This is a genomic window from Bartonella sp. MU70NMGDW (genome assembly GCF_042194085.1).
Taxonomy (GTDB): Bacteria; Pseudomonadota; Alphaproteobacteria; order Rhizobiales; family Rhizobiaceae; genus Bartonella; species Bartonella grahamii.
In genome coordinates, this window is sequence record NZ_JBHIMK010000071.1 from 1 (window position 1) to 10,008 (window position 10,008).

2 protein-coding genes and 1 pseudogene are annotated in these 10,008 nt (G+C 44.2%); 2 read left to right on the forward strand and 1 reads right to left on the reverse strand.

What is annotated here, in order from left to right; translation table 11 throughout:
- Nucleotides 1-983 (reverse strand): annotated as a pseudogene (locus tag ACFIKE_RS06955) (DEAD/DEAH box helicase family protein); the annotation flags it as partial.
- 628 nt (nt 984-1,611) lie between these two features.
- Here ACFIKE_RS06955 and ACFIKE_RS06960 point away from each other — a divergent pair.
- Entirely contained in the window at nt 1,612-3,408 is a 1,797-nt protein-coding gene (locus ACFIKE_RS06960; protein WP_375648848.1) for a ShlB/FhaC/HecB family hemolysin secretion/activation protein, read from the forward strand.
- A 25-nt stretch (nt 3,409-3,433) separates the two neighbouring features.
- Nucleotides 3,434-10,008, forward strand: a 6,575-nt coding sequence (locus ACFIKE_RS06965) for a hemagglutinin repeat-containing protein (RefSeq protein ID WP_375648851.1), incomplete at its 3' end; no start/stop codon positions are given.

Genomic DNA, 10,008 nt, shown 5'->3' on the forward strand with positions numbered 1-10,008 from the left:
TAAACTCAGATTCACTCTTGTCTGTTCCTAACACAGCTCCAGTGGTACGGTGTGCTTCATCACAAATGATCAGATCATGTGAAACCTTATTGGCTTTTCTAGCCAGTTCTTTTGCATCCGTGGTAGCCGGTAAAGCAAGATCAGAGGCATCCAGACCAAGCCCCATCATCATTTTTACCTTTACGACGCTACCTACTTGTGTATCCGAACACACAGCAAAGGCACTTCTGTATCTTCTGTCCATTCACGGATTGTTTGAGATATGAGAGCAAGGGAGGGCACCAGAAACAAAACACGCTTGCCAGTTTCTGCTATCTTCAAACTGGTGAAAGTCTTGCCCGTTCCACATGCCATAATCAGCTTGCCACGGTCTGCTTCTTTTAAATCTTCACAGACTTTCTCAAGGGCTTCTTTCTGATGATCTAAAAGCTTTTTCGGTTCTTTCTTCTTAAGGGTAGCTTGTCCTTGTTCTTTATACGCACCCAAATCGATATACGCCCCCCAATCGATTTGACTGTTTTCTAAATCAAAAAGGTTCATGCGTTGAATACGAATTTCTTGACCTTCACAAGTGTTATGCGCATTATCACTCCAATTACTTTCGGTGCTATCAACTAGAACACGACGCGTGAAGATCTTTTTGCCAGAAGCTGCTATAAACTATCAATATCTTCTTTTTTAATACAATGAGAAGCGTCATAGCATTTATATTGAATAGCCACATAGACTCCTTCATCGCGGATTGTAGCCACCAGATCAATACCAATATCACGCCCATCTTCATCATGCTCCTTAGCCCACTCCAAATAAGTCTGAACCGTTTCATATTCTTGCTTTTGAAGCGGGTCGTTTGTCAAATAAGCCTTCACAAGGTTTTCAAACAGTGTTCCCAATTCACGGGGTGATTTAGCTCGTTGACGATAATATTCTAACAAAGAGCGTAAAGTGACGTGTTCATTATTAGAATGATGAGGGCGAGTCATATTATAACAGGGCTCCGTTTTTTTGTGAGGGGGTAATTCTTATCAAAATAATCAAAAAAAAGCTTATTAAATCCATTTTGAATGAATAGTGAAAAAACTGGAAAAAATGCTAAAAATCGGATAATTTTTTCAAAATAGTTTTTTAAGGCTACTTATACACAGCCTATAACCCAGCTAAAAATCAGCAAAATAGTGAAATTTGCTATTCGTTTCACGTGTTAATCAAGACAAATGCACTATGTGCTTTTAAGATATCAAAATATTTATTTTGATACATTTATCACGCATTTTATAGTGAGGTTTTGAAGATTCCTAAAACCTTCAAAACTCACAGATTAGGCGTCCTTTGAAGGTTCTCTCTATGAATAAGGGGATATGGTTTAGCAATTTATCCTTTATATTTATGGGGATATTGATGTATTAAACATTGGTGCGCTAAACAGTTTTGTTTAGAGGTTTCTTTATATAAATGTGGGGGAGAGATCTTCAGCAGTTAAAATAGAGCAGTTTTTGGGTGCCCCTTTTCTTTGGTTACAGAGGCATGTGCTTTTGTTAAAAGCGTCATAGGGCAGTGGCTGTTTTGAGTGGACTTGTTAGAGGTTCATGAAGTTCTTTTAAACAATGCTTCATGAATAGTGCAAAGCGGGGGCAATCTGTATTGTTTTCTGTATTTTTACGCCAAAGTTCTCTTTTGAGAATTTTTCGTGCCATTGTTGTTTTCTTTGGCTTGTTTACAGGTGTAAGTGTTTATGCGCGCTCTTCAGCTGTTTTTCATTCCCCAACCGATAATTTTTCTCGCCAACAATCTGAGAAGCAGCAATTAGAAAGAATTGAGAAATTACGCGCTTTAACGCCTAAAAGGATAAAGACGCCTTCAGAGCAAAATCCAGAAACGCTTTTAGGTGGGAAGCAATGTTTTTCCATTCATGCTATTATTGTTGAGGGAGTGCATCATGTCAAAAAGCGCTCTATATCAGCCGTAACAGAGCCTTATGTTGGAAGATGTATTGGGCTTTCTGATATCCAAATATTGATCAAGAAGTTAACCAAAGTTTATTTGGATCAAGGCTATGTGACGGCGCGTTTTTATATTCCTGATCAAGATATCAAAAACAGCAAGACGCTCAAATTTGTTGTCGTTGAGGGCAAGCTCTCAGAGATTTACTATAATGGTTCACCGGCGTCTCGTTATAATAATGTTGTATGGAGTGCTTTTCCTGGGCTTCAAGGTCATGTTCTGAACATGCGCGATATTGAACAGGGGCTTGATCAGATCAACCGTTTGAGTTCAGCGCACGCTCAAAGCGAACTTCTTCCAGGGCGTGAAGAAGGGAGCACCATTGTCAATATTAACAATCATCCCGATAAAACTTTCAAGGTTACTGTTTCTCATGACAATATGGGACAAGCCTCCACGGGTTATGCGCGTTATAGTGCGGGCTTGAGGGTAGAAAATATTTTAGGGATGAATGATGCGTGGGATTTTAACTATCAACGCAGTGAGCCCGATTATTGGGGTGGGAGCAAGCAAGAAGGACATAGTAATAATCTTTCAGCGAGTGTGAGTATTCCATACGGTTATTGGACCTTTGGATTGAATGGCACTGTTTATAATTACCAAAGCATTATTCCTGGCAATTTTACCGATATTGAGACGACGGGGGATTCCAGTGAGTTGCACGCCAGTACAAGCAGGGTTCTTTATCGTGATGGTGTTTCCCTTACAACCTTGAATTTAGGTCTTTCTTATAAAAGAACCAACAATTACCTTCTTGGCAATAAGATTGAAGTGGGCAGTCGTCAATATAGTGTCGCCAATTTTGGGATTTCGCATTCGCGCCAGATGCTGGGTGGAACTTGGACTTTTGATGTGAGTTATTTGCAAGGTCTTCCCTTGTTTCATTCAGTCAAGAAGCACGATCCAGGAGCAGGGGATGCGGAGCCACAATTTGCCAAATTTACCGGCACACTCAGTGTTATGACGCCTTTTAAGGCAGGGGGCTTGGACTTTATACTGAGCAATCTTTTGAGTGGTCAATATTCACCGCATAATTTACTGGGTGCTGAGCAGATTTCGTTGGGGGGTGCTTCCAATGTTCGTGGCACGCGTGAGAGTTTGCTTTTTGGCAATAACGGTTTTTTTAGCCGGAATGATTTGTTGCTACGCACCATTCCGTGGAGCAATCACGCGACCTTCAAAAAGGTTTTTGGTGAACTTCGCCCTTATGTTGGTTTGGATTATGGGCGTGTGTTTTCGCAAGTTTTGTATGGGATTAAGAGTGACCAGCTTGCCGGTTGGACAGCAGGTGTCAAGCTTGCGGGAGGCATGGTCTCTCTTGATGCCAGTTATTCCAGTATTTTTTGGAGCACAGTTAAGCACAAAAAATCAGGAACATTTTTTATGACATTAACAATGGAACTTTAAGCATTTTTTATTGGGGAGTTAAAGTATGAGATATGAGAAGAGAGCAGAAAGAGCAGCTTTATTAGGTGTTTTAGTCTCCAGTACGATGCTCAAAAAGGTTTTATTTGGGGGACTTGGTTTTTCTTGTTTGTTAGCACCTTCAGCGTTACAGGCACAAATTACTGTGGATCCTAACGCTCATGCCGCTCATCGCCCAGATATAGTAGCAGCGCCCAATGGGGTTCCCTCTATTGATATTGTTACCCCCAATGGCAAGGGCTTATCACACAATAAATATAACGATTTTAATATTGGCAATCCGGGTGTGATTTGGAACAATCATGCGCAAGAAGTGGGGCAATCGCAGTTGGGGGGCATTATGCCGGGCAATCCGCATTTGCGTGTTACGGGTTCGGCGAAAGTGATTTTAAATGAGGTCACCAGCAGCAAGCGCAGTGCGCTTCATGGTCCAGGAGAGGTTTTTGGGAGCCCCGCCGATGTGATTATAGCCAATCCCAATGGGATAAGCTGTGATGGTTGTGGCTTTATCAATACGCCCCATGCGACCTTAACCACAGGTGTTCCCGAAATTGATGCGAGCGGTTTTTTGAAAGGCTTTGAGGTGCGAGGTGGGGATGTTACTTTTGGCGCCAAGGGAGCCAATTTTTTCTCAGGCCAAGGGGCTGTTGATATTGTTGATATTGTCTCACGCACGGTGCATTTTGAAGGAGCTGTTGCGGGCAAGGAGATTGGAGTGACAGCAGGGACGGGTCACTTTGATTATGCTTCACGGGAAATGAAAGAGCTAACTGATATTACTGGTAAACCGGAATATGCGATAGATGGTTCTGCTTTGGGGGCTCTACAGGCGGACAGAATAAAACTTGTGGCAACAGAAAAAGGTGTTGGGGTTCGTATGCGCCATGATATGGCAGCCAATGCGGGGCAGTTGCATCTTTCTGCTGACGGGAAAATCTCGTTGAAGAATGTTTTTGGTCATGGGGGTGTTGTTCTCAAATCGAAAAGCCAGAGCGTATTGGCAAAACACATCACCTCGAAAAAGCATATTGATATTGCCGCACATAAGGATGTGACGTTAGAAACGGTTGGCGCTGATGGTCATTTGAAAATAGAGGCGCAGGATGGGCTTTTATCGATTGCCGGTAAAGCAACATCGGGAGGCAATATGGAGCTTTCTTCGCGCCAGACACTTCAAGTTTCAGGGCTAGGGTCAGGCGCTGATATGGCTCTTGAATCGGGCGGAGACTTGAAGCTTGAGGGGATTGTTTTAGCGCAAGGAAACCTCAAGGCACATGCCGGTGGTGATATAAAGGCGCAGTTTTTAGCCGGTGGGGTTGATATGGCGGCAACGGGTGCTTCTGGTGTTGTTGTTCTTGGCACCCAAGGGGATGTTGATCTCCAGAGCAGTCAAGGTGCGATTGTCGCTGAAAGTGTTTATGGGGCAGGAGATATCACCCTGGTTTCTCATAACGGGCTTTCTGTTTCTCAAACAATTCTGTCGCATCAAAATGTTGCCATTCAAGCACAACCAGAAACAAATGCCCCCGTTCATTTTAGACAACTTTTAGCCTATGGCAAGGCAAATATTGAGGGCGGGGCTGTTGACTTTTCTTCGCTGATGACGGGTGAAAAAGCTGTTTTAAAGGTTGGCAGCCTTGATGCAGGCACACTGATGACAGGTGTCGTTTCTACGGGCGGTTCAGGGGATCTTGTTTTAGATAAAAACGGCTTTCTTTCTATTACAGCAAAAGAAGGGGCGAATGTTGGGCAGATTGCCAGTGGTGGCAATATTGAAATTTTTGCAGGCAACGACATCTATTATGATCAGGTCATGGGCTATGGCAGCGCAACATTGACATCGGTATCTGGAGAGATCAGTGTTGAGAATGTGTTGTCTGCTGAGGGGGATGTGAGATTGACGGCAAACACTCTCGATTTAAGCAATAATCGTTCTCATATTTACACGCCGCAAACGCTGTATTTAATTGCAGATCATATTGATGTCTCAGAGAGCAAATTGGCTTATGGCGGTTTAGACTTTCAAAGCACCAATGCCCTTGATATTCACAATGCGCTGCTACAAGCCGTGACAGATGAGGGGGGGACTGGAGATATTCTCTTTGTTGCCCCAAGCGTTATGGTTGATGAGACAACTTCTGTTTTAGCAGCCAGAGATTTCGTGATCAAAACGGGGGAGCTTGGAAATAGCGGTCAATTGGCATCGGGGCAGGATTTAGTCTTTAGCGTGACGGGCAATGTGACCAACAACAAAACGGGCTTAATTTATGTGAAGGGCAATGGTGCTTTACAAGTTGATGGGGCTTTGCTCAATGATTTTGGCACCATAATGACAGAAGGTGATTTATCTTTCACCAATGCGGCTGGCAGCGGAAAAAGCCTTTCCCTTGTTAACAAAGCGGGCTCTATTCAAGCAGGTGGAAACTTAAATATCCAAACCAACACCCTGAAAAACGAAGCCGATAGCACGCCTGTCATCACAGAAAAAACGGAATATAGCGATATTTCTTTCCAAAGACCAGACAAATATAATTTTCTCGATGGTAGGGATTTATATCATGATATGGACTGGGATCGTTGGGGAAAAGGAAAACTTTCTAAGAGAAAGCATGGGCCAATAGGTCCAAAACACTTTATATTTGAGCAACAACTTTGGAATAGCAAAGAAGGAACCTATGGCACGGTAACTTTGAAAGATAAAACAGTCTACAAGGCATTCACTTGGAAATATGATAAAAGAAAAGGAGATATAGAACGCTATCAATGGAATAATCAGTCACACATGACAGAAAAGACTGTCACGCAAGAGTTTTCTCATAAACCAGTTTCGGGGATGATACAATCTAGTGGCAATCTCATCATTAACGCTGATACCATTGACAACCATTATAGCTCTATAGAAGCAGGGGGAAATGCCGATATCCACGCTGGTGTGCTGACCAATCTGGGTGCAACGGCTTATAAAAAAACCTATATGGGGTGTAATGCCAATACGCAGGATGGTTATTGTTATGGCTATAAAGCTGATGGAAGCCGCGATGTTTCTTTAGATATAGCCGATGGCAAGGATCGCCATACTGGTTCAAAAGTTCTTGATACCGCTCCTGGTCTTGTTCAAGCGGGTGGCACTTTAAATCTGGTGGTTGATCAACACAATAACACGGCAGCGGAAGGTTCGATTACAGGGGATGCGCATTTTAAAGCACAAGCAGTTGAAGGCAATCCACTGGAGTCCTTAAGTGGTTTAACCGGGGCTGGTGCTCTCTTTACACCAAAAGTGGATCTCAATAATGCGGGGGAACTTTCTGAAGGGCTCCCTTTACCAAAACCCCAATCGGGTGGTGTTGGGGGCACGCTGCCCAATCAAAATTTCATTTATGAAACGCGGGCAGAATTCCTTGATGTCGGCAAGTTTTATGGCTCAGCCTATTATTTGAACAGAATTGGTTACAATCCTGACAGAGAGATTTTTTTCTTAGGCGATGCTTATTTCGAAAAGCAGCTGATTGAAAAACAAATGCGTGATCTTGTTGGTCAAGGTTTGGGCAAAGGTTCCTTTATTCCTGGAAGTGATGCCATTGAACAAGTCAAAACTTTGCTGGATGGTGGGGCAGAATATGCAAAAGCCCACAATCTCCCCTTTGGTGAGGCTTTGAGTGAAGAACAATTGGCGTCCCTAGAAGCCCCGATGGTGATTTATGTGCGCCAACAGGTCAAGGGCATGGATGTTTATGCACCGGTGCTTTACATCCCCGAAAAAGACAGAGCCTCCTTTGTTTCTGCTGGGGCTTTGATCATGGGCGATGATGTCAATATCACTAGCCAAAATACGAGCAATTCAACGATTATCAATTCAGGGCGGATTGCGGCAAATCACCAATTGCATGTGCATGGTGGGGATATCCTCAGTCAAGGGGGGCATTTTGCGGCGGGTGGTGATGCTGTTATCCTTGCGGAGAAGAATATTCGTTTGGATGCAGGGCGCACAACGGTTGACGGCGTGGAGACAGTATTAAACACCGAGGCGCTTTCTACTGGTGGTAATGCAACGGTGATTGCTAAACAAAATATCACCGCCTCCGGGGTGGGGATCACCACCGGAGGTGATCTTGCCATGGCTACAGAACAAGGCAACTTGACGATCGGTTCAGCAGAAACCCATTACCATGATGAACAGGGTGATGCCACCATGCATCATAAATCTGTGTTAAACTCTGGTGGCTCGACGACACTTCTCTCTGGAAATAATTTGAATATTCTAGGCTCTGATGTTCAAGCAACGGATAAACTTCTCTTACAAGCTGAGGGCAATGTTTCTATTGATGCCACACGCAACAGTATGGACAATCAGAATGGGAGTGAAACATCTCATGTCGCCGTGCACAATGGCTCTCATTTAAGTTCTGGAAAAGATACCACTGTTCTCTCTGGAAAAGATATCCATATTGCTGCTTCCGATATAGATGCCAAGGGCAATGTTGGACTTGGCGCCCAAGGGGAGATAACAATAGGGGTAAGAGAAGATGAGATGGAGTATCATCTTCAGGGCAAAAACACGAAAGTGGATATGCAAGCCTCTCATGCCGTTGGCTCTTCGATAAAATCGGGAGGTGATACCACTGTCATTGCAGGGCAGGATGGCAAGCCGCATGATCTTAGCATCACAGGTAGTTCCATTGCGGCTGATGGCAAGGTGGGGCTGAAAGCCAGCAACGATGTCCTGATCAATAATGCAGAGGATAGCTTACACTATGAGATGTCGTATCATAAAGACGGTGGAGCATTTAGTAGCAGCAAATCCGTTCATAACAAGGTGGATGCTACCCAAGTTTCCGGTTCACTCATATCTGGGGGTGAAGGCATTGCCATTGACTCAGGAAACAACACGGAAGTTTTAGCCTCGACGCTCATAGCCGGTAAGGCAGAGGAAACGTCAGGAGAGAAAGCACCAGGAGAACAGAAACAAGCGGATATTACCATTCACTCTGGGGGAAAGATTGTCATAAAAGGCGCCCAAGAACACTTGGACCAGCAAGCACAATCGTCATCAAGTGGCTTTTTGCATGAGGAATCTTCCGATACATCTCAATCGCATACCACAACGGTCTCCTCTATCCTTGGGGCGACGGGCAACATCGTGTTAGACGCACAAGGAGAAGCCAAGATTTCTGCTTCTCATCTTCTTTCCGGTCAAGATATCAATGTGAGCGGAGAAAGTGTGACGATTGATGGCATGACAGATCATCATAAGAGCCATTCAGAGGAGCATGAAACGGGTTTTGGTGTGGGATCAGGCAAGGGCTTTGTGTCGATATACGGGAGTGAGGGAAAGACAGAAAATGAAGAGAGTTTTGAACATCAAGGTTCTTCTCTCAATGCGGATGGCACGATCAACATCACTGCCAAGAAAAAAGATGTGAAAATTGTTGGCTCTGATCTTGCAGGTGAGAATATTAATCTTTCGGCAGCTCGTGATGTGAATGTGCTTGTTGGTCATAATAGCCATTCCTCAAGCTCAAAGGAAGAACGTACAGGCTTTGGCATTCAGTTTGAAAAGAGCAACAGCGGTGCTTCTGTAGGTGTTGGAATTGCAAGCGCCAAAGATACGGGCGATCAATGGGAAAATACTTCCACACAATCACACATCACGGCACGCCAAGATGTGCAGATTACTGCTGACAATGATGTAAATATACAAGCAGCCATTGTTTCGGCGGATCGTGATGTCAACATTGATGCCGGCAATAATATCACCCTATCAGAAAGCTATGATACCTCTAACGCAAAAGAAAAGCATGAAAAGTCTTTTGCTGGTGTGACAGGCTCTGTCAATGTGGGCATTCTTGGTGCCGTACAAGATGTAAGGGATGCAGCCAAACGTTTTGGTCATGGGGATACAAAACACAAAATCGGCAATGGTCTTATTGCTGGTCTAAAAGGCTATGATCTCTATAGTAAAGGCAAAGGTCTTTATAATGAGATGAAGGATGGAAATCTTAAACAGTCTATTCGTGATATTGCTGATGTTTCTGCTAGCGTAACCGTGGGCTTTAAGACAGAGAAGGCAGAAGCCTCTGTTCAGACCTCTACTGCGGTAACAGGTACAATAGAAGGCGGACGCGCTGTTAATATGCAAGCCCACAAAGGCAGCATCCATGGTGTTGGAGCCGATATTATTGCCGGTACAAACCCGATGCAAAGCAATGATGAACAGAGTGGGAATATCACCATGGGAGCAGGTGAAGATATCATCTTTGAAAGTGCACAAAACACGCAAAGCACACAAAACAGCAGTGAAAGTGCTTCAATGAGTGTTGGCACCGGTTATGGCACGGGTGGCGCAGGGGCAACGGGCAGTGCTGCTTTTAGTCAAGGGGAAGGTTCCAGTGATGAAGTGCATCACAAAAACAGCCATATTATTGGCACCGGCACAGTTCACACCATAAGTCAGGGAAACACCATACTGGCAGGCGCCGTGGCTTCTGCAGATCATGTAGAAATGGAAGTAGGGGGTGATTTTGCCATTACCAGCCGCAGTGATACGGGACAAACTTCCAGCAAGCAAAACTCTGTTTCTGTTGG